17 protein-coding genes and 1 pseudogene are annotated in these 19217 nt (G+C 40.7%); 15 read left to right on the plus strand and 3 right to left on the minus strand.

Annotated features, from left to right (window positions below; all coding sequences use genetic code 11):
* Positions 1–495 precede the first annotated feature (495 nt).
* Positions 496–1599, minus strand: a complete 1104-nt coding sequence (locus tag NPA36_RS06180) for an ABC transporter ATP-binding protein (RefSeq protein WP_256945251.1) — start codon at positions 1597–1599, stop codon at positions 496–498.
* 252 nt (positions 1600–1851) lie between these two features.
* On the opposite strand from NPA36_RS06180, the gene NPA36_RS06185 reads away from it, so the two are divergent.
* From NPA36_RS06185 to NPA36_RS06225, 9 genes are all read left to right on the plus strand, one after another.
* Positions 1852–2430 carry a dCTP deaminase/dUTPase family protein gene (locus NPA36_RS06185; protein WP_256945252.1) on the plus strand — a complete coding sequence of 193 codons (579 nt, stop codon included), beginning with the start codon at positions 1852–1854 and terminating at the stop codon, positions 2428–2430.
* 36 nt (positions 2431–2466) lie between these two features.
* Positions 2467–3849: a DNA repair protein RadA gene (gene radA, locus NPA36_RS06190; RefSeq protein ID WP_256945253.1), complete on the plus strand. Its 1383-nt coding sequence runs from the start codon at positions 2467–2469 to the stop codon at positions 3847–3849.
* A 123-nt stretch (positions 3850–3972) separates the two neighbouring features.
* Positions 3973–5070 carry a PIN/TRAM domain-containing protein gene (locus NPA36_RS06195; RefSeq protein ID WP_256945254.1) on the plus strand — a complete coding sequence of 366 codons (1098 nt, stop codon included), beginning with the start codon at positions 3973–3975 and terminating at the stop codon, positions 5068–5070.
* A gap of 67 nt (positions 5071–5137) precedes the next feature.
* The gene (gene gltX, locus NPA36_RS06200; protein ID WP_256945255.1) at positions 5138–6613 is read left to right on the plus strand and encodes a glutamate--tRNA ligase; all 1476 of its coding nucleotides are present in this window, start codon (positions 5138–5140) and stop codon (positions 6611–6613) included.
* Between the two features lie 96 nt (positions 6614–6709).
* On the plus strand, positions 6710–8122 hold the full coding sequence (gene cysS, locus NPA36_RS06205) for a cysteine--tRNA ligase (protein ID WP_256945256.1): 1413 nt from the start codon (positions 6710–6712) through the stop codon (positions 8120–8122).
* Positions 8122–8529: a Mini-ribonuclease 3 gene (locus NPA36_RS06210; protein WP_256945257.1), complete on the plus strand. Its 408-nt coding sequence runs from the start codon at positions 8122–8124 to the stop codon at positions 8527–8529. The genes cysS and NPA36_RS06210 overlap by 1 nt, the downstream gene beginning before the upstream one ends.
* Positions 8526–9374, plus strand: a complete 849-nt coding sequence (gene rlmB, locus NPA36_RS06215; protein WP_256945258.1) for a 23S rRNA (guanosine(2251)-2'-O)-methyltransferase RlmB — start codon at positions 8526–8528, stop codon at positions 9372–9374. Before NPA36_RS06210 ends, rlmB begins: the two co-directional genes overlap by 4 nt.
* Before the next feature lie 41 nt (positions 9375–9415).
* A complete protein-coding gene (locus tag NPA36_RS06220; protein WP_256945259.1) occupies positions 9416–9937 on the plus strand; it encodes an NYN domain-containing protein in 522 nt (173 codons plus the stop codon).
* Positions 9938–9971: 34 nt separating this feature from the next.
* The gene (locus tag NPA36_RS06225) at positions 9972–10628 is read left to right on the plus strand and encodes a sigma-70 family RNA polymerase sigma factor (RefSeq protein ID WP_256945260.1); all 657 of its coding nucleotides are present in this window, start codon (positions 9972–9974) and stop codon (positions 10626–10628) included.
* A gap of 620 nt (positions 10629–11248) precedes the next feature.
* Here the strand turns inward: NPA36_RS06225 and NPA36_RS10280 are convergent.
* Positions 11249–11311, minus strand: a pseudogene (locus tag NPA36_RS10280) (hypothetical protein); the annotation flags it as partial.
* Positions 11312–11624: 313 nt separating this feature from the next.
* On the opposite strand from NPA36_RS10280, the gene NPA36_RS06230 reads away from it, so the two are divergent.
* The 4 genes from NPA36_RS06230 (at position 11625) to NPA36_RS06245 (ending at position 14747) form a co-directional block, all read left to right on the plus strand.
* Positions 11625–12422 (plus strand): hypothetical protein, encoded by a 798-nt coding sequence (locus NPA36_RS06230; RefSeq protein ID WP_256945261.1) that lies wholly within the window; start codon positions 11625–11627, stop codon positions 12420–12422.
* A 27-nt stretch (positions 12423–12449) separates the two neighbouring features.
* A complete protein-coding gene (locus tag NPA36_RS06235) occupies positions 12450–13334 on the plus strand; it encodes a hypothetical protein (protein ID WP_256945262.1) in 885 nt (294 codons plus the stop codon).
* A 16-nt stretch (positions 13335–13350) separates the two neighbouring features.
* The gene (locus NPA36_RS06240) at positions 13351–13737 is read left to right on the plus strand and encodes a hypothetical protein (RefSeq protein ID WP_256945263.1); all 387 of its coding nucleotides are present in this window, start codon (positions 13351–13353) and stop codon (positions 13735–13737) included.
* 677 nt (positions 13738–14414) lie between these two features.
* Entirely contained in the window at positions 14415–14747 is a 333-nt protein-coding gene (locus NPA36_RS06245; RefSeq protein ID WP_256945264.1) for a hypothetical protein, read from the plus strand.
* Between the two features lie 441 nt (positions 14748–15188).
* On the opposite strand, the gene NPA36_RS06250 is transcribed toward NPA36_RS06245, so the two are convergent.
* Complete coding sequence (locus NPA36_RS06250) at positions 15189–16523, minus strand: shikimate kinase (RefSeq protein ID WP_256945265.1); 1335 nt, start codon at positions 16521–16523, stop codon at positions 15189–15191.
* A 563-nt stretch (positions 16524–17086) separates the two neighbouring features.
* Between NPA36_RS06250 and aroF the strand changes: the two genes are divergently transcribed.
* Both aroF and aroB read left to right on the plus strand, forming a co-directional pair.
* The gene (gene aroF / locus NPA36_RS06255) at positions 17087–18109 is read left to right on the plus strand and encodes a 3-deoxy-7-phosphoheptulonate synthase (RefSeq protein WP_256945266.1); all 1023 of its coding nucleotides are present in this window, start codon (positions 17087–17089) and stop codon (positions 18107–18109) included.
* A gap of 30 nt (positions 18110–18139) precedes the next feature.
* Complete coding sequence (gene aroB / locus NPA36_RS06260) at positions 18140–19198, plus strand: 3-dehydroquinate synthase (protein WP_256945267.1); 1059 nt, start codon at positions 18140–18142, stop codon at positions 19196–19198.
* Positions 19199–19217 lie beyond the last annotated feature (19 nt).

Consider the following 19217-nt stretch of genomic DNA (forward strand, 5'->3'; position numbering starts at 1 on the left):
TCAGAAATAACGGTTAAGCATAGCTGACACACAGAGACTGTTGGGGCTGGGCAAAAAGTCCAAATGGTAACCAAATAAAAGAGGTTCCCAGAAATCTATCCGTACAGAACGGTGTATAGCATAGCTGACGCACAGTGGATGTTTCGGCTTCAGCCGATTACATCCACGTAGACAGCTAAGCCGAAAGACCAAGGCTTTCGGCGGTGCCACCGTTCTCATTTCGGATAGATTTCTGGGGACCTCTTTTATGCTTTAGAATGCTTTTATTTATTACGGACTTTTTGCCCAGCCCTTACAGCCATGTAGACAGCTAAGCCAGTGAGACCAAGGCTCACCTTGTTTATAAGAAAGCCACCGTTCTCATTTCTAATAAGATTTTCGCAAAACTCGTTTGTGATTTAGAAGCAAACTCCTTTTCCAAAAATGGCAGAAAAAAACCTCCACATTCGCAGTAGAATATGGAGGTAGAGGACGCTTGATAACTATTGGTAAGTCTTAACGAATCACCAATTCAGTTTCTGTATCAAAGAAGTGAGACTTGTTAAGGTCAAAGGCTAATTCGATTGTTTCACCCGGTTTGTGGAAGTCACGTGCATCAACTTTAGACACGAATTCAGTGTCGTCAATACGGCTATACAACATTGTTTCAGCTCCAAGTAACTCAGAAACCACAACTTCAGCGGTAACAGATGATTTTGGATAGGTTTCAATAGCGATTTGAGCACTTTCGATGTCTTCAGGACGAATTCCGAAGACTAGTGATTTGCCTTCATAGCCTTTTTCTTTTAAGAGTTTTTTCTTAGCTTCTGGCAATTCCAAGGTTAAGCCAAGGCCATTTGAAATAACACCGTTGTTAAGAGTTACTCTGAAGAAGTTCATAGCAGGTGAGCCGATAAATCCAGCAACGAACACATTGTTTGGTGTGTTGTATACTTCTTGAGGGCTACCAATTTGTTGAATAAACCCGTCTTTCATGATAACGATACGGTCAGCCATGGTCATCGCTTCTGTTTGGTCATGGGTTACGTAAATGGTAGTTGTTTCTAGACGGCGGTGCAATTTAGCGATTTCAGCACGCATTGCCACACGTAGTTTTGCGTCCAAGTTTGATAGAGGTTCATCCATCAAGAAGACTTTAGCGTCACGAACGATAGCACGTCCCAAAGCCACACGTTGGCGTTGTCCACCAGAAAGGGCAGCTGGTTTACGTTCTAGATATTCTGTTAAACCAAGAATTTCTGCTGCATTTTTCACACGAGCATCAATATCAGCCTTGTCATATTTACGAAGTTTCAACCCAAAAGCCATGTTTTGGTAAACTGTCATATGAGGGTATAATGCGTAGTTTTGGAATACCATAGCAATATCACGATCTTTAGGCGCCACGTCGTTCATAACAGTTTCGCCAATCTTCAATTCGCCCTCAGAAATATCTTCCAAACCAGCGATCATACGAAGAGTTGTTGACTTCCCACAACCAGAAGGCCCAACGAAAACGATGAATTCGCGATCTTGAATGTGTAAGTTAAAGTCAGTTACGGAGTAGAAATCCGCATTGTCATATTTTTTATAAATGTGATTTAATTCCATTTGTACCATGTTGCATGGTCTCCCTTCAAATTTAAGATAAGCCTAGTATAAATGAAACCGTTTCAAAGAACTAGGGCAACTTGTCTGAAAAATAGCGGTTCCAATTGGGCAAGGTGCACAAAATCCTTTAAGTAATATTGGACTAGCAAAAAAGGGCTAAGATAATGATAAGAAATGGTCAAAACTTATGACTTAAGGCGGTAATTTTGGTATGATAAACAATGAGTTATTAGATTAATTTTTTAGGAAATGAGGACCCGTATGAAAAGGAAACGTGGCTTTGAAATAGTAAGTCGATATCAAGACAAAAACATTCATCTCCCAAAACGCTCTACCAAACACGCAGCTGGCTATGATTTTGAAGCAGCTCAAGATATTGTTTTGCCAAGCTTTTGGAAGATGCTTTACAAACATACAGCAGTATCCCTAAAGCAATGGATTTACAAAACAGATAAAGCAGAAGTTGAAGGCCAACTAGACGAGGAAAAGAAAGTCTTAGTCCCAATCTTAGTCCCAACTGGCATTAAGTCCTACATGGGCGAGGACGAGTACCTGCAACTAACCAACCGCTCTAGCAACCCACTCAAACATTTCCTCATCCTGCCAAATGGTGTTGGGGTAGTAGATAGTGATTATTACAACAATCCTAGTAACGAAGGGGAAATTTTCTTCCAGCTACTGAACTTCGGGCTAGAAGATAAGCTGATTAAAAAAGGAGACCGGATTGGTCAAGGGATCTTCCTACCATTTTTAAAAGCAGATGGTGAGGAAAGTGACACAGAAATTCAAGAAAGAACAGGTGGCTTCGGCTCATCAGGTGTGTCTTCCTTACATGACTAAGGTCAGATCCAAACTTCAAGAGAAAGGTGGCCAGTGATGGCTAAGAAAAAAAGTTCCAGTTTTGTCTGTAATCATTGTGGCTATGTCTCACCAAAATGGATGGGCAAGTGCCCCAACTGTTCGGAGTGGAATAGTCTGGTAGAGTTTCACGAAACATCCGTGTCTTCCAATAAGAAAACCTCGATTACTTCGGTAGCAGAGCAAGCCCATGTGTCAAAACCGCTTCGCTTGGACCAAGTAACCTCACAAAAAGTGCCACGTGTGACCACGCAACTCCAAGAGCTGAACCGAGTATTAGGTGGTGGTGTCGTACCGGGTTCCTTAGTCCTAATTGGTGGCGATCCCGGCATCGGAAAATCAACCCTGCTCCTACAAGTCTCCAGCCAACTACAACTACAAGGTGGCTCAGTATTATACGTATCAGGAGAAGAAAGTGCTGGACAAATTAAGCTGAGAGCCGAGCGTTTAGGCATGAAATCAGAAGGCTTTTACATTTATGCGGAAACAGATTTGCAGGAAATTGTAAACCAAATTGAGTTTCTCAAACCGTCTTTTGTTATTATTGATTCCATTCAAACCATGAATCATCCCGATGCCACAGGTATTGCTGGCAGTGTCTCGCAGGTTCGTGAAGCCACAGCTAGTTTGATGAGATTAGCTAAACTCAATAATATTGCCATTTTCATCGTGGGCCATGTGACCAAAGAAGGTGCCATTGCAGGGCCGCGTATGCTAGAGCATATGGTGGATACCGTTTTGTACTTTGAAGGGGAAAAGCACCATAGTTTTCGAATCTTACGCTCGGTCAAAAACCGCTTTGGATCAACCAATGAGATTGGCGTGTTCGAGATGACCCAGGATGGGCTCAAAGAAGTCCTCAATCCGTCAGAAGTTTTCCTAGAAGAGCGACTGGTAGGCGCAACCGGTTCGGCAGTAGTAGCATCTATGGAAGGAACAAGACCCATCTTGGCAGAAGTCCAGTGCCTGATTACCCCGACCGTTTTCGGCAATGCCAGAAGAACCACTAGTGGCTTGGACTATAATCGAGTAGCCCTCTTGATGGCAGTTCTAGAAAAACGAGCAGGTCTCTTGCTACAAAACCAAGACGCCTATTTCAAATCAACGGGTGGCCTCAAACTAGACGAGCCTGCCATTGACCTGGCGGTAGCCATGAGTATCGTTTCCAGCTATAAGGAAAGAGGGACTGATGAATATGACTGCTTCATCGGAGAGATTGGCTTGACCGGTGAGATTCGCCGTGTTAACCGCATCACCGATCGGGTTAAAGAAGCCGAAAAATTAGGCTTTAAACGCATTTTCGTTCCAAAAAATAATCTAGGTGGTTGGGAATTACCAACAGGCATTGAAGTTATTGGTGTTGCCACCATCAAAGAAGCCATTAAAAAAAGTGGCATATAAGCTTGTTAACCCTTAAGTCTGGGACTGGTCAAGATATGGTTAAGTGAAAAAGTTGTTGATTAGGCCCAGACAACTTAATGGTATAATCACACAAAAAATCGTTATCAAAGGAGAGATTAAAAAATGACAAAACGTATTATTTCTATTCTTTTTTTAATTCTCGGTGGTAGTCTTGGAGGGGCATACTTGCCTTCTTTATGGAAACTAGTCGGATGGCAGGACCAATTCATTAATAATTATTTTGTTAATGTTATTATTGGTGCACTTATTTTTCTTTTATTATCAGCAATGATGATGAATTGGATCCTAGCTGTTCTACGCCGCATCGAGAAATCATTAAGCCAGTTATCTGCTGGTTATATTCTTTCAGGATTGTTTGGAACAATTCTGGGGCTGTTGGCTTCCTGGTTAATTGGTATTCCCTTATCAGGTTTACAAATTCCAGCTATCAGCCAATTTCTGCCTTTAGCCATTAGTATCCTCTTAGGCTACTTAGGTTTTTACATTGCTACCACTCGGATGGATGAATTCCGCAAGCTGTTTAGTATCGGCCGTAAAAAAACGGAAGAGTCACCAGTCCTAGAACGCAAAGCCGGCGAAAACTATCGCAAATACAAAATCCTAGACACCAGTGTTATCATTGATGGACGGATTTATGACGTTGCCAAAACTGGTTTTATTGATGGGGTTCTAGTCATTCCGACCTTCGTGCTCAATGAATTGCAGTATATTGCCGACTCCTCTGATAGTGTTAAACGGGTTCGTGGTCGTAGAGGGTTAGACATCTTGAATGCTTTGCAAAAAGAAGAGGGCATTCAGGTGGAAAACTATGATGGAGACTTTGAAGACGTAACCGAAGTAGACCGTAAGCTTATTCGTTTGGCCAAAGCAATTGACGGAGTGATTGTGACTAACGACTTCAATTTGAACAAGGTCAGTGAGTTTCAAAATGTGCCAGTCCTTAATATCAATGCCTTAGCCAATGCCGTTAAACCAGTTGTCATTCCGGGTGAAACCATGGTAACGACTGTTATTAAGGCAGGAACTGAACGCAACCAAGGTGTAGCCTATCTGGATGATGGCACCATGATTGTTGTAGAAGATGGCCAATACTATATGAACAAATCCATCGAAGTCGTTGTGACCAGTGCCTTACAAACCGCTGCTGGCAGAATGATTTTTGCTAAGCCACTACATGCCCAAAAGAAAATTAATAACTAGTATTTTAAGCAGAAAAGTTTTAGAATAAAGAACGGAAATATTTGATAGAGGAAGGAAGTAGACATTGATGACAGACACGGTTCGTGTACGTTATGCACCAAGTCCAACAGGAGAATTACACATTGGGAATGCTCGTACAGCATTGTTTAACTATTTATTTGCAAGACATTATAATGGAGAATTTATTATCCGAATTGAAGATACTGACCGCAAACGGAATCTGGATCACGGCGAAGCTAGCCAATTAGCCAACCTCAATTGGTTAGGTATTGACTGGGACGAAGCACCAGATAAGCCAGGACAATATGGTCCTTACCGCCAATCGGAAAGAGAAGCCATTTACAACCCTCTGATTGACCAACTATTGGCAGAAGATAAGGCTTATAAATGCTACATGACCGAAGAAGAGTTGGAAGCTGAATGTGAAGAACAACGTGCCAGAGGAGAGATGCCTCATTATGGCGGTAAGCACGCTCATCTAACCAAGGAAGAGCAAGAGGCATTTGAAGCACAAGGTCTAGTACCAGTTATTCGTTTCCGTGTTTCGATTGGGCAAACCTATGCTTTTGACGACATGGTGAAAGGCCACATCAGTTTTGAAGCGGCTAGTGTTGGGGGCGACTTTGTCATTAAAAAACGTGATGGCATGCCGACCTACAACTTTGCTGTAGCAGTTGATGACCACTTTATGGAAATCACGCATGTTCTGCGTGGCGATGACCATATTGCCAATACACCAAAACAATTGATGATTTATGAAGCGTTCGGTTGGCAAACACCAATTTTTGGACACATGACCCTTATCGTCAACAGCGAAACTGGTAAAAAATTGTCCAAACGTGATGGTTCAATCCTACAATTTATCGAGCAATACAAGGAGTTAGGCTATCTACCAGAGGCACTCTTTAACTTTATTGCCTTGCTAGGTTGGTCACCAAAAGGGGAAGACGAAATCTTCGACCGCCAAACCTTGATTGAGATTTTTGATGAAAACCGCCTAGGTAAGTCACCAGCTGCCTTCGACAAGAAGAAACTTGAATGGATTAATAACACTTATGTCAAAAATACACCACTTGAAGTGATTGCTCCACTAGCCATTGAGCAGTTGCAAAAAGCACAGGTTATCCAAGAGGACCTACGTCCAGAAGAATTGAACTGGATTACCCGTGTCATTGCCCTTTATCATGACCAAATGAGTTACGCAGCTGAGATTGTCGAACTGTCTTCTCTATTCTTTAGACAGGACTTCGAGATTGAAGCTGGAGCGGAGAGTGCTCTAGAAGCAGAAACGGTACCAGTCGTTTTAATAGCCTTCAAAAACCAACTAGCTAACCTAGACAACTTTGTGGAAGCTGACATCCTTGCTAGTATCAAAGCCGTTCAAAAAGAAACGGGCGTTAAAGGTAAGAACCTCTTCATGCCTATCCGAGTAGCAACCAGTGGTCAAAGCCACGGACCAGAAATTGGGAAAATGATTGAGCTCTTGGGCAAAGACAAGTGTATCGCTCACATTGATACCGTTTTAAATAGCTTACAAGCATAACCATAAAGCAACACCCATAAAAAGTGGTCATTGAGGATTCAAGGCCACTTTTTTGACACATAAGAAAGATATAAAACACTAGAAAGGATGAAAATTATGATTCGAATTTACAACACCCTCAGTCGTCAAAAAGAAGAGTTCGTTCCAATTGTGCCGGGACAAGTGAGTATGTATGTCTGCGGTCCAACTGTTTATAATTACATCCACATCGGCAATGCTAGAAGTACTGTTTCCTTTGATACCATTCGCCGTTACTTGGAGTACCGCGGCTATCAGGTTAATTTTGTGTCAAACTTTACTGACGTGGACGATAAAATTATCAATGCTGCCAAGCAAACTGGCCTGACGCCACAAGAAGTTTCTCAAAAATATATCCAAGCTTTTTACCAAGATACGGATGCTCTCAATATCAAAAAAGCTAGTAAAAACCCAACCGTTATGGAAAACATGGATGATATTATCGACTTCATTCAAGACCTAGTCGACAAAGGAGTCGCTTATGAAAGCCAAGGTGATGTTTACTTCCGTACTGAAAGTTTCCCACAATATGGCAAACTCAGTGACCAAAGTATCCAAGACCTACGTATCGGTGCTAGCCAACGAACCGAAAGCCAAGATGATGCTAAAAAAGAGTCACCATTAGATTTTGCCCTATGGAAAGCTGCCAAAGCAGATGAGATATCTTGGGATTCTCCATGGAGTAAGGGGCGTCCAGGTTGGCATATTGAGTGCTCGGTCATGGCAACCAAATACCTAGGTGACACCATCGACATTCATGGAGGCGGGCAAGATTTGGCCTTTCCTCACCATGAAAATGAGATTGCCCAATCAGAAAGCAAGACGGGGCACCCATTTGCCCACTATTGGATGCATAATGCCTTTGTGACCATGGGAGATGATGGTGAAAAGATGAGTAAGTCTTTAGGGAATTTTGTTCTAGTCCATGACTTAATCAAAACCATCGACCCACAAGTCCTACGCTTTTTCCTAGCTTCTGCCCATTACCGTCGTCCACTCTTGTTTAATGAAGCGGCCTTAGCTGAAGCCCAAGCCAATGTGACTAAGATTCAGACTAGTCTTAAAAAAGCTCGTTACCGATTAGAAACAGCTCAAGCAAGCCTAGCTGACGACCAAACTCTTATTGAAAGTTTCAAAAACTTAGAAAAGCAATTCCAAGAAGAGATGGATGATGACATCAATGCCGCCAATGGGATGACAGTCCTCTACCAGCTAATCAAAGAACTCAACCTCTACCTTGAACGAGAAGAAGTCTCAAAAGTAGTCCTAGAATTTGTCTTGCAAATGGCTGGTCAACTCTTTGGCATCTTTGGTGTCCTTGAAGAAAAAGAAGAGTTGCTGGATCAAGAAATTCAAGACTTAATTGACCAACGATTGGCGGCCAGAGCGGAAAAGAACTTCCAACGCAGTGATGACATCCGTGACCATTTGAAAGAACAAGGAATTATCCTAGAAGATACGCCTCAAGGAACTAGATGGAGACGCAGCTGATGACTAGTGATCACTCTTGGCAAACTCACAATGGGTTAGTGCTGGCCTATATTGGCGACGGTGTTTATGAACTATTTGTGCGTATGTATGTCCTTAATAAAGGGATGACACAGCCTAAAAAATTGCATAAGGCTAGTACCAGTTATGTCTCGGCTAAGGCTCAGTGTTTTGCCATGCAGACCATGCTTGAGCAAGAAGGCTTTTTGACTCCAGAAGAAGACCTCTATTACAAACGAGGCCGTAATAGCAAAAGTCATACTAGCGCCAAAAATGCCGATATCCTGACCTACCGAATTGCGACAGGCTTTGAAGCGTTAATCGGTTATTTATACCTAAGCAAACAAGAAGAACGACTAGAAGAGATTATGACCTGGTCCATAAAACACATTGAAGGGAGCCTAGCATGAGAGACAAACCATACAAAGGGACAAAAGGGAAAAACAAGACACATTCGAGAAAAAACAAAGAATCATATCCGAAAAAAGAGAAAATAAATATTTCTGCCCAAATAGACTCCGGAGAAAATCCAGATTTTATCTATGGCAAGCATGCGGTTATGGCAGCCCTAGAAAAAAACACGCGCATCAATAAACTCTTTGTTCAGGATGCCTTGTCTGGTCCAGAAATCACGACTATACTGGCCTTAGCAAAAGAACATAAAATCCAGGTTCAAAACGTACCCAAAACCAAGCTCAATGATCTAACGGATAATGGTGTTCATCAAGGGGTGGTGCTATCTATCGCACCATTTGAGTATGCAGAACTGGAAGACTTGTTCGACATCGCGAATAAAAAAGAGGAGCAACCGTTTTTTATCTTACTTGATGGCATTGAAGACCCCTTTAATCTTGGTTCAATCTTGAGAACCGCTGATGCGACTGGCGTCCACGGCATTATTATCCCTAAAAGACGTTCAGCTGCCCTAACAGCAACCGTAGCAAAAGCATCCACTGGTGCTATCGAATATGTGCCAGTAGTCCGTGTCACCAACCTAACCCAAACCATCGAAGAGCTAAAAGCAAGAGGAGTGTGGGTCTTTGGAACCGATATGGCAGGCACCAACTTTGGCCAATGGGATGCAACCGGACCAATAGCTGTAGTCATCGGAAACGAAGGAAAAGGACTGTCACGATTAGTCAAAGATTCCGTAGACGAAATCCTAACCATCCCAATGACCGGTCACGTTCAAAGCTTGAATGCAGGAGTCGCAGCAGCGTTGATTATGTACAAAGCATTTGAAAATAGAGGCTAAGCCAATTAGAATAGTCTAAACCAGTTAAAGGAGGTCCCAAAATGAAAAAGCAAATCTATTTAGTGGATGGCTACAATATGATTGGCGCCTGGCCAGAATTAGTTGCATTAAAAAATGCAGATGACATTGAGTCTGCTAGGGACCGCCTCCTACAACTCTGTTCCAACTTCCAACAGTTTGAAGGAGTAGAAATCTGGGTGGTCTTTGACGCTCAATTTGTGCCCGGTATCCAACAAAACTTTGAGCAATACCGTGTTCAGGTAGTTTTTACCGCAGAAGATGAGACTGCCGATAGTTATATCGAGCGAACCGTGAGCCAGATGAATACCCGTCTGACTCAAGTTTCAGTAGCCACCAGTGACCTAGCAGAACAATGGGTGATTTTTCAAAAAGGCGCCCTTAGAAAATCTGCCAGAGAATTCTATCAAGAAATTCAACGGAGCTATAAAAAGCAAAGGGATTTAAGCCAACATTACCAAACACGAGGCCGTATGAGATGGACCCCGTGGAATGAGGAACAGTGGCTAACATTAGACAGATTGCGCTATGAATTAGACGAGTAAGAAGAACGGTCGAGGCTCTGGGAGGCTTTGACGAATGGTAAAACTAAGTGAAGTAGAAGAATTAGTAAGGAGCATACAGGCAGGAAACAGCGAAAAATTTTCTGATCTTATGAAGGTGTTTGAGCCACTAATGAAAAAGATGTACCAAACTTACCGCATTCCCTATGTGGACTTTGAAGATTTTATGCAAGAGGCATCCATTGCCTTATTTCAAGCTCTGGATCAATACGAGCCAAGCAAAAGCAACAACTTTCCTGCGTTTTATAAGATTAGTTTAAAGCATCATATCTTCTCAACCCTTAGAAAAGAATATGCCAAAAGTAAGGTGCCGTACCAGATACAAGTCTCTAGTAACTTGCCCAAATACTTTGAACAAATGAACTGCTCATCAAGAAGCAAGTACCAAAGCTACTCAGCTGAAGAAGTGAGCCTTCTAAAAGAAATCTCAGAAGAATATGTGACTCGCCTATCCGAATTAGAAAAAGAAATCCTAACCCAACACATCAAAGGCAAGAAAATCTCTCAGATAGCCGCAGAACATGCTTATTCACATATCAAAGTCCTGCACGCCTTTAACAGATGTCGCCGCAAACTAAAAGTCCACCTAGAAATGACCGAAGAAAAGTCAGTTTATCGGACTAAGGCTAGGAAGAAGAAAAGTAGTGACGATAGCAAAAAGGAAATCAATTAAAAAACGTTAGCAGCAAGTAAACCATTACTCACCAACCTAGCCTTAGGTGCTTATCTAAGGGTTAGGGCGGTAAATACATGGTTGACTTGCTACTAACGTTTTTTAGTTTGCTCAAATATTGGTAGAAGATTTTTGTGTTTTAGACAAAAAATGGATCTTCCCGACTTTTGCACTTACAGGAAAAAATAAGTCGACAAACACCTACAGCCACAAGGGTTACACAAAATATAATCAATTAACACTTGTATATATACAGTAGTTTTGCTATAATGGTTAAATAGAAGTTTTGTATATAAATTTACTATTTTTTGATAAAAAAGCTAATTTATCATATGATTTTTGATAAATTTATCCTATAAGATATAAGTATTTATCAAATTTAGATGCATAAAATTATTATTTCATTTGAGAAAACAGAGTAATTTTGACTGAAGACTATGTAAAAATATTGAAAATGAAATGAATTCCTCATTGATGACATTAAAAACTTGAAAAAACTGTATATATACTCTTAAAAAAATAAAAACACCACTAAAACCCTTTAGTAACAAGGGGTTTGGTGGTGTTTTCTTTCATTCAAGTGCAAAAGTCGGGAAAAATGGATCTTGAATGATACAAATCTAGGCTCGTAAATGCTTGAAATTTCGATAGCCATAAGATGCACGTTTGATTAGCCATATCTTATTGTTTTTTCATAGCTATATTTTGGGAAACTCTCTTATTTATAGCTATATGTTCAGGTTATAACAATTTGTGCATGGGAAAATAATTTATGGTATTATTTAAAAAAAGAATCATTGTAGATAAGTGTCAATTGGAGAATAAGAAATGGTGATTACTTATAAGTGTAGCTATTTTTACTTTAGGTCTGGTAATTGGAGGTAAAGTATATATGGATAGACAATGAGCACAAGTAGAGCAGAGGTTTGATAAAATATTGGCAATGCATCCAGCTAAAAACCTAATAGATGTGATGATATGGAAGGGGGGAAACTCATGACCAAAAATGTTGAATTACACACGTCCACCTGGAGTAAAATGAAAAACGCCCTCTCTTCTCTTACTGGTGGGGGTGGGTACTCCTCTACAGGTTATGGTGGTTATGGCGGCTATAATGGTTATGGTGGGACTTATGGTTTCGGTAAACAAATCAGAGACTTGGTTGACTTATCCGAGAGAGCTAAACAGTTGATTGCTGAAAAAGATAGCGATGGCGTTGTCTCCTTTTCCTATCACGATGAGAAAGAACAGGCATTGACGTTACAAGCGAAACTAGGAAAACTGGAAACCTATTTCAGCAATGTCTCCAAATATATAACAGATAAGATTGATAAACCCTTTTATGAAGCCATGGATAAGGTAGGCGCCAGCCTTGAGGCCTTGAGTATTTCTACTTACAAGACTAGTAATACCGTTGGGTATAAGCGCACAGACCAAATCACAGATATGTATGGCCATTCCACGACCATAGAAGTAACACCGAAGGAGATTAGCTTGGCGGATCTCTACCAGGTGGACAATCCTTATAAAACAGCCCTTGAGGCTAGCTATGAGGCTTATCAAACGAGTGATGCCTACCAGGAACATAAACTGACCACCTCTGACTATCTGATGGCCAGTCATCACACTCGAGCTTTTCAATATGATTCGATTAGTGATCAACAGGAAACTACCGATCTATGGCGAGACCTTGCTTTAGGAGCTGGTGTTATCGTACTAACCATCTTCTGCCCTCCAGCAGGTGTTGCGGCAGGGATTACTCTAGCAGCCGTAGAAACGTATTCGACCATCTGAGGCAAAGACTGGGGAACAGGGCGAGAGTTGAGTGATGGGGAGCGTGCTTTACGAGGCTCATTTGCCTTATTTGATTTAGTTCCAGGAGTTGGGTATCTCAGTAAAGTGGCCAAATCAGGTAGTAAGCTAGCTGCCAAGGAATTCCTTCAAGCTACTCTCAAAGAAGGGTTTGAACAAGGGGTTCGGAACGTTGACAATGTGGTCAAGCTGGCCAACAAGGTTGGTGACAAGGTTATGGGACAAGTGGACAATTTTGGTAAACAGCTTGCCAACGTCACCAATAAAACGGTCGTATCAGGGGCAGAACACTTGAGTTCTGGTCTAAAAGCAGTAGATAGTCAGCTGAGTGATATGGCTCAAAACTTCCGTTTAAATGTTAACCTAGAACCCCAGTTTGTTTCAGGAGTTACCCCTACAAGCTCTAGTCAAATTGATACGCTGACTAGCAAGCTGGATGACTTTGTCTCTTTGAATAAGGCCGATATGGCGGCCTCTAGTGCAGATGCTAGTAAGAGTTTTAGTTTGAATGGGAACTTGGAAACTGGTTATAGTGCAGGTAGTGGTCTTGCGGATGATGTAGCGAAGAGTGCCAGTGTACTTGGAAAAATACAGGATATTGAAATTAAAAAATTCGAAATTAAGAATAAACATTTGAATAGTTCAACTGCTAAGCGAGCTAGAAAGTTTAATGTTTCTTCAGCAGAAGAAGCTAATAAAATAGTGCAAGATGCATTAAAAAATGGAAAAATTATAGAAACTATACCAAATGGAGTAGGAAGTCAAGGTCAAAATTCTTTTTCCAGTATTATTGATATAGGAAAAGTTATTGGAACGAAAGGTGAAACACATATAAAAATAGTTTATGATGAATTAAAAAATGTGTGGACTACCTATCCTGTTCCAAAACCTTAAATAGGAGGCAAGTATAGTGATAGATAAACAAATAATGGACATCTTACAATCATATGGACAACAACAAATATTTAAAATAGAGGATTTTTTACTTTCAGAAATCGATGAAGATAACTTGCAGGAAACAATACATTTTGTAGTTTCTGATGAAATTAGTAAGAGGAATAATTTCAGTGATGAATTATATGAAGGAAACCAATATAAAGGTATATTTTTAGAAGGCAATCAATATTTATTATCTAGCTCAGAAGGGAAAGTATTGATAATTGATATGTTAAGTGAAGCTCATGGTGTCAGTATAAAAGATACTCGAGTTCAATTTGATGAAGAAAATTTTATCAAACTAATCACGAACAAAAAAGGAACACTTAATTGGATTAAAAATTACAAAATGGATAAGTAAATATAATAAAAAATACACTTTACTATCTGGTTGGCGTCGGATAGTAAAGTTTTGACTAGTAAGAGCGAACTCACCAATTAAGTTGGCAATAGCTAACAAAAGCTAACTGTATACTTAATAAACATTCAAGGACTTTTCTAGTCTTTTGAATGTTTATTAAGTATACAGTTATTTCAGTTAGACAATATGGAACTAGACTGTCACCGTGTATCAGAATCTACTCCTATAAGTTCTAGTAAAATGGATACGCTTACTAGCAAGCTGAATGACTTTGTCGCTATGAATAAGGCTGATATGGTAGCCCTCTTGGTGAATTTGATGAAATTGATTTAAATGAAGGAATATTTTATGAGGATAAAACTGCAAAAGGGTTAGATGTAGTCAATCCTAGAACTGGATTACCAACTCAGACACCACAACAATTTGCAGACAAACAAATTTATCAAAAAACTGTAAATAGAATTAAAAACTTAGATATTTCAGTTGCTACAAGAACGACAGTAAATGGTAGTCAGTCAGTTCCTTCCTTGCAAGAAATAAAAGGAATTAAAAAATTTGTGTTTAGACTCGATGGTAATAGTGCAGAATTACAAAACGCTGTAAATCAAAGTATTAAAAAATTACAATCTGAATTTCCAGATTATGTATTTCAAGTTATATTTGGAGGTAAATAGAATATGTCAATCGGGATTATAATTGATGAACCAAAAAATGAAGAAGAAAAATTATTTTTTATTCCAGTTGCAACAGAAGAATCTTTTACTAACTATTGGCTAAAAGCTTCCAAAGAACTACAATTGGCTTGGGTTCCTATTTTTGAAACAGGAATAGTGATTGAAAAGGAAGATATGCCAATAATTCTAAAAGAAATAAAACTTGTTAAGGAATGGATAGAAAAAAATGTTAAAAATATAGATATAAAGATTGGTATAGAGAAAAGAATTAATTATATTTTAGAAACTTTACCAAAAGCATTTGAGAAAGAAAATATAAAGCTATATGTAGGATGATAATAAAAAGGCACTTTACTATCTGATTTATCACCGGATAGTAAAGCTATAGTTAGTAAGCGCACACTCACTAGTCAAATTTCCAATAGCTGACAAGATCTAGTTATGCTTATTGTATAATCATGTTAGCTAGAATATATACTCAAAAATTAGTAGAGGATAGTAGCTGGACAAAGAGTCCAAATGGTAACCAAATAAAAGAGTTCCCCAGAAATCTATCCGTACAGAACGGTGTAAAGCATAGCTGACGCACAGTGGATGTTTCGGCTTTAGCCGATTACAGCCACGTAGACAGCTAAGCCAGTGAGACCTAGGCTCACGGCGGTGCCACCGTTCCCATTTCGGATAGATTTCTGGGGAACTCTTTTATGATTTAGAAAATTTTTTATTTTATTACAGACTTTTTGCCCACCTCTTCTAAGAGTTTTTCATTATGCTAACTTATAAGCTCATAATTAGTTCAACAAGCTCCAGCATATCTTCCTCAATGGTGCCCTTGTTCTGATAGCGCAAACTGGCTACTTCTTTATAATAGGTTTCCCGTTCAAGGTGTAATTCATAAATCTTATTCGGATTGTCTCGCAATAACGGGCGGCTATCCGCATCCAGATTGACCAGTATCTGAGAAATAGGACGTTCTAGGTAAATGACCTGTTGCTGTTTAAGCAGGTTACGGTTTTCAGCGTTCAATACGATGCCACCACCCGTAGAAATAATAGCAGCTCCTTGTTGCACCAAGTTGTCTAAAGCCTTTCTTTCTTCCTCTCGAAAGACAGACTCGCCTTCTTCAAACAAGGTCTTAACACTTTTTCCAGTCGTCTCTTCAATATAAAGGTCACTATCAAAAAATGGCACGCCTAAATAGTCGGCTAAAGCCTGACCCAATGTCGTTTTCCCACTGCCGGGCAGCCCGACTAATAGAATTGGTCCAGTTACATTTAAGTTCGCCTTATCTGATGCTCGGTTTTCCAATGTCTGCTTAACCAAATCTTCCATTCTTTCCATTACCCAATCTTGGTCTTCTGGAGAAAGTCCCTGTCCACTCCACAATTCAACAGCTCTGATAGCTTGAACAACTAGCATCAGCAGCCCATTTTGTACCACAAGCCCAGCCGCTTCTGCATCTTTTAAAAACTGAGTTTGACTAGGGTTATAAATCAAGTCCACTGCAGCCTCATAACCAGCAAATACTTCCTTACTTATTGGGCTAACCCCTACATCAGGAGCCATACCAACCGGTGTCGTATTGATTAAGATATCACCCTTATAATCAGGCAGTTCCTCATAAGAAATCACTCTACCATCAAAATGGAGCTCCTCGGTTTGACGCCTAGACACGATTACAAAGTCTGTCACCGCTTGCTCCTGCAGATAAGCGATTACGCCTTTAGAAGCACCACCATAACCTAAAACTGCAATGCGTTTGTTTTGCAGCGGTTCAAATGGCTTCAGTAAAGCTTGAATCCCAGCATAATCCGTATTGTCACCAAAAAACTTGCCATCTTTGATGCAAACAGTGTTGACAGCTCCAATAGTCTGAGCTTGCTCACTCAAGTCATCCAGATAAGGAATAACCGCCTCTTTATAAGGGATGGTCACGTTAAACCCTGTCACTCCTAGCAGGTCCACCGCTTTAAAAAACTCTCCTAATTGGTCGGGCTCGATTTCAAAGGGACGGTAGGCGCCTTGGTAACCAATCCGGTCGTAAATCAATTGATGTAGCTGGGGTGACCAAGTATGCGGCAGGTGCCGACCTAACAGTCCGTGGAAGTTCATTCTTAATCGTCCTCTCATTTTGAAAATTGTCTTGTTCTCAGTATACCCAGACACCCCCAGTCTGACAAGTTTTTTGTAAGCCAGTAGCCACTTTTGTGAATTGTTCGAACTGCTTAAACAATAAGAACAATTTTAAGAAAAAAAGTTTTTTCTACTTTTCTCTTGACAAATGGGGAGAATTTTTTTACCATTAGCCTAACAAATGAAATGGGGCGAACGAAATGTTACACGCGCAAATACAACTTCATAGCAACCGTTACTACTTTAGCTATTTTAGATAGTATTTGTACCAATGAACATCATGGTGCAAATACTCTAACCAAGGATTTGGATCTATGATGGCTAATTGTTGTGTGTAATAAGCCACGTAGTTAGACATACTAAGTGGCCGATGTAGCTCAACTATTTTCGGAATAATGATTTATACTCTACTTAGTATTCGTATAGACTTGTCTATACCGTCTGAGTAGAGTTTTTTGTTTACTCTCCTACCTTGTTCAGATTCGCACCCGTTCATGCCACTAATTCATTTAAAAAATGAGCAGAAACTAGGAGGACATCACATGATTATATTACTAAAGAAAAACGCCACTGCCAGTCAAGAAGAAGAGTTGATCGAAAGGATTGTTGAAATGGGCTTGGAAACACATATATCTCATGGCAAAGAACGTACCATCATTGGATTAGTAGGCAATACCAATGCCATCTCAATGGATTCCATCTTGAAGTACCCTATGGTGGATGATGTGAAACGAATTGCTGAACCCTACAAAAAGGCTAACCGTCAGTTCCATGAAGAGGATTCTATTATTTCAGTTGGCGGACTACCAGTTGGCGGCGACAACTTTATGGTCTGCGCAGGACCTTGTTCGGTAGAAGACGAGGACCTTATGATTGAAACGGCTATCCGTGTCAAAGCGGCAGGAGCCAACATGCTGAGAGGTGGAGCTTTCAAACCTAGAACTTCCCCATACAGCTTCCAAGGGTTAGGGGTTGAAGGACTCAAACGCCTACAAAAAGCCAAAGAAGTCACTGGCTTACCGATTGTTTCTGAACTTATGTCAGAAGAATTTTTAGACGAATTCGTAGAACGAGTAGACCTCATCCAAATCGGTGCTCGTAACATGCAAAACTTCTCCCTATTAAAAGAGTTGGGCAAGACGCAAACACCTATCCTGCTCAAACGAGGTCTTTCTTCAACCTACGAAGAATGGCTTATGTCGGCAGAATACATCATGGCTGGCGGCAACAACAATGTCATCTTATGTGAACGTGGCATCCGTACCTACGAAACGGCAACCCGTAACACCTTTGATATTCAAGCCGTCCCTGTCATACAGAAAAAATCTCATTTGCCAATCGTTATGGACCCATCTCATGCAGCAGGAACTCGCTACATTGTGCCATCCATGAGCAAGGCATCTGTCATGGCCGGGGCAAACGGCTTAATCTTAGAGGTTCATCCGCAACCAGAAAAAGCTTGGTCTGACGGACAACAAACCCTATCTTTAGACGAATTCGAAGACTTAATGGTGGTGGTTAAACAATTGTTGGCCATCGAAGGCAAGATTATCCCAAGCCTATAAGCGCAAGAGACAAGGAAGGGGAGCTTGAAGATGGAATTAAGGGTAAACACTAGTCAAAGAAATTATCCAATCTATATTGAAAATAACCTTAGAAAAAACTTTGCCCAAATCATTCATCAGTCCATTCCTCTGGGTAAGTTGGTTATCCTGTCAGATGACAATGTGGCGCCACTTTATGCTGAGGACTTGATGACAAGCTTGGAAGATTTGGGGCGCACCGCTCTCTTGCACGTCCTTCCACATGGGGAGACTAGCAAGCACTGGAATCGTTTGGCGCCCATTTACCAGTGGTTGAGTGAAGAAGGGGTTAGCCGAACCGATACTATTATTGCCCTAGGTGGGGGAGTCATCGGGGATTTGGCTGGCTTTGTAGCAGCTTCCTACTTAAGAGGGCTGAACTTTATTCAGATACCGACTTCTTTGCTGGCCCAAGTGGATAGTAGCGTGGGGGGGAAGGTTGGAGTGGACATTGATGGGGGGAAGAATCTAGTTGGTGCCTACAAGCAACCACATTTGGTTTTGATTGACCCATTAGTTTTGAACAGCCTAAGCGATCATTATTTCAAAGATGGCCTAGGTGAGATTGTCAAATACGCTTGTATTGCCGATTCGGAGCTTTTTACTTTGTTAGAAGGACTGACCAGTCGTCAGGATTTTATGGAGCAGGCGGAAGCGGTGATTTATCGTTGCTGTGCTATTAAGGCTGCCTTTGTTGAAAAGGATGAGTTTGATGGTAAGGAACGAATGGCCTTGAACTTTGGGCATTCGCTGGCACATGCTTTAGAAGCCTACACGGATTATCTCAGCTATTCCCATGGGCAAGCCGTAGTGATGGGTATGGTAGAAACCACCCTGATTAGTCAAAGGCTGGGCTTAAGTGAGGTTGGACTCGTTGAGCGATTGGTTGCCTTATTGCAGCAGTTAGGATTGTCTTACGACTTTCCGATTAAGGACTTTGCCCTACTAGCACCTTACATGGCCAAGGACAAAAAGAACTTGAACGGTAAACTTAATGAAATTATTGTTCCGTCTATTGGACATTACCAAATCTATCCAACTGATTTAGAATTTTTTAACCCTTTACCTTAGAGAAAAATCCAGCCTATTT

This window comes from Granulicatella seriolae (genome assembly GCF_024543085.1).
Taxonomy (GTDB): domain Bacteria; phylum Bacillota; class Bacilli; order Lactobacillales; family Aerococcaceae; genus Granulicatella; species Granulicatella seriolae.

Coding starts and splice junctions, on each gene's coding strand:
- NPA36_RS06180 (WP_256945251.1), bottom strand. CDS start 1,599: ATGGTACAAATGGAATTAAATCACATTTATAAAAAATATGACAATGCG.
- NPA36_RS06185 (WP_256945252.1), top strand. CDS start 1,852: ATGAAAAGGAAACGTGGCTTTGAAATAGTAAGTCGATATCAAGACAAA.
- radA (WP_256945253.1), top strand. CDS start 2,467: ATGGCTAAGAAAAAAAGTTCCAGTTTTGTCTGTAATCATTGTGGCTAT.
- NPA36_RS06195 (WP_256945254.1), top strand. CDS start 3,973: ATGACAAAACGTATTATTTCTATTCTTTTTTTAATTCTCGGTGGTAGT.
- gltX (WP_256945255.1), top strand. CDS start 5,138: ATGACAGACACGGTTCGTGTACGTTATGCACCAAGTCCAACAGGAGAA.
- cysS (WP_256945256.1), top strand. CDS start 6,710: ATGATTCGAATTTACAACACCCTCAGTCGTCAAAAAGAAGAGTTCGTT.
- NPA36_RS06210 (WP_256945257.1), top strand. CDS start 8,122: ATGACTAGTGATCACTCTTGGCAAACTCACAATGGGTTAGTGCTGGCC.
- rlmB (WP_256945258.1), top strand. CDS start 8,526: ATGAGAGACAAACCATACAAAGGGACAAAAGGGAAAAACAAGACACAT.
- NPA36_RS06220 (WP_256945259.1), top strand. CDS start 9,416: ATGAAAAAGCAAATCTATTTAGTGGATGGCTACAATATGATTGGCGCC.
- NPA36_RS06225 (WP_256945260.1), top strand. CDS start 9,972: ATGGTAAAACTAAGTGAAGTAGAAGAATTAGTAAGGAGCATACAGGCA.
- NPA36_RS06230 (WP_256945261.1), top strand. CDS start 11,625: ATGACCAAAAATGTTGAATTACACACGTCCACCTGGAGTAAAATGAAA.
- NPA36_RS06245 (WP_256945264.1), top strand. CDS start 14,415: ATGTCAATCGGGATTATAATTGATGAACCAAAAAATGAAGAAGAAAAA.
- NPA36_RS06250 (WP_256945265.1), bottom strand. CDS start 16,523: ATGAACTTCCACGGACTGTTAGGTCGGCACCTGCCGCATACTTGGTCA.
- aroF (WP_256945266.1), top strand. CDS start 17,087: ATGATTATATTACTAAAGAAAAACGCCACTGCCAGTCAAGAAGAAGAG.
- aroB (WP_256945267.1), top strand. CDS start 18,140: ATGGAATTAAGGGTAAACACTAGTCAAAGAAATTATCCAATCTATATT.